This is a genomic window from Aerococcus sp. L_32, assembly GCF_050689315.1.
On the sequence record NZ_JBOEQF010000705.1, the window covers coordinates 1 to 925 of the forward strand.

Annotated in this window: 3 protein-coding genes; all 3 read left to right on the plus strand. The window is 36.9% G+C overall.

What is annotated here, in order from left to right; translation table 11 throughout:
* On the plus strand, nt 1-249 hold a 249-nt coding region (locus ACRCJ0_RS15840), incomplete at its 5' end, for an adenylosuccinate synthetase (protein WP_431391142.1).
* A gap of 57 nt (nt 250-306) precedes the next feature.
* Nucleotides 307-519 carry a hypothetical protein gene (locus ACRCJ0_RS15845; protein WP_431391143.1) on the plus strand — a complete coding sequence of 71 codons (213 nt, stop codon included), beginning with the start codon at nt 307-309 and terminating at the stop codon, nt 517-519.
* Nucleotides 520-661: 142 nt separating this feature from the next.
* The gene (locus tag ACRCJ0_RS15850) at nt 662-874 is read left to right on the plus strand and encodes a heavy-metal-associated domain-containing protein (RefSeq protein ID WP_026465553.1); all 213 of its coding nucleotides are present in this window, start codon (nt 662-664) and stop codon (nt 872-874) included.
* Nucleotides 875-925: the final 51 nt, after the last annotated feature.

A 925-nucleotide genomic window follows, 5' to 3' on the forward strand; every position in this document is an offset into this window, starting at 1 on the left:
GCAGACGGTACACGTATTGAACATTATCCAGCTAGTCTACAACAATTGGCTGAATGTACACCAGTTTATGAAGAGTTACCAGGTTGGTCAGAAGATATTACTGCTTGTAAGACTTTAGAAGAATTACCAGCAAATGCACGCAAATACGTTGAACGTGTATCGGAATTAGTTGGCGTGAACATCGCAACATTCTCTGTGGGTCCAGATCGGACGCAAACAAACATTTTAGAAGATATTTGGAATAGCTAATTAGATACAAGATTTATAAGATGTTCATAAGCGGGGCTTTGATAGTCCTGCTTTTTTTTGGTTCAAGAAATTAATATTGGGATTTCTAGTGTGTTAACGGACTATAGTACGCTTTTAAAAAAGGCCTCTGAATTAACACAAGACGGTAGTTTAAACCAGATTAGTCAGGACATTACTGAATACAAAGCCATCTATATTTATGGAATTGGTCATTTAGATCTAGTTGCAAAGGAAATAGATCTACGATTTAACCGGATAGGTATTCCTTAGTTATTTAGCTGTCGTTTTTCATGAAACGGGAAAATAGCGAGTTTATCGTTGACAATTGTAGTCTTTCTAGGTATATTAAACTTATTAAGATTACAAATGTAAACAATATAACCAAACATACATAAATAAGGAGCAATTTAATATGAATACGAAAACTTACTTAATCCCAGATATGTCGTGTGCCCACTGCAAGGCGCGTATTGAAAAGGAAGTAACTGGCTTAAATGGCGTTGAAGCAGCGGATGTACCGGTTGAAAGTAAAGTTTTAACGGTCCGATTTGATGATCAAGTAGTAGATAGTGCGGCCATTGTGGCTGCTGTTGCGGAAGCGGGCTATACAGCCAACCCGCAATAATTTTCGTCTAAAGGAGAATGTATAATGAAAGATACTTATACAATTGAAGGA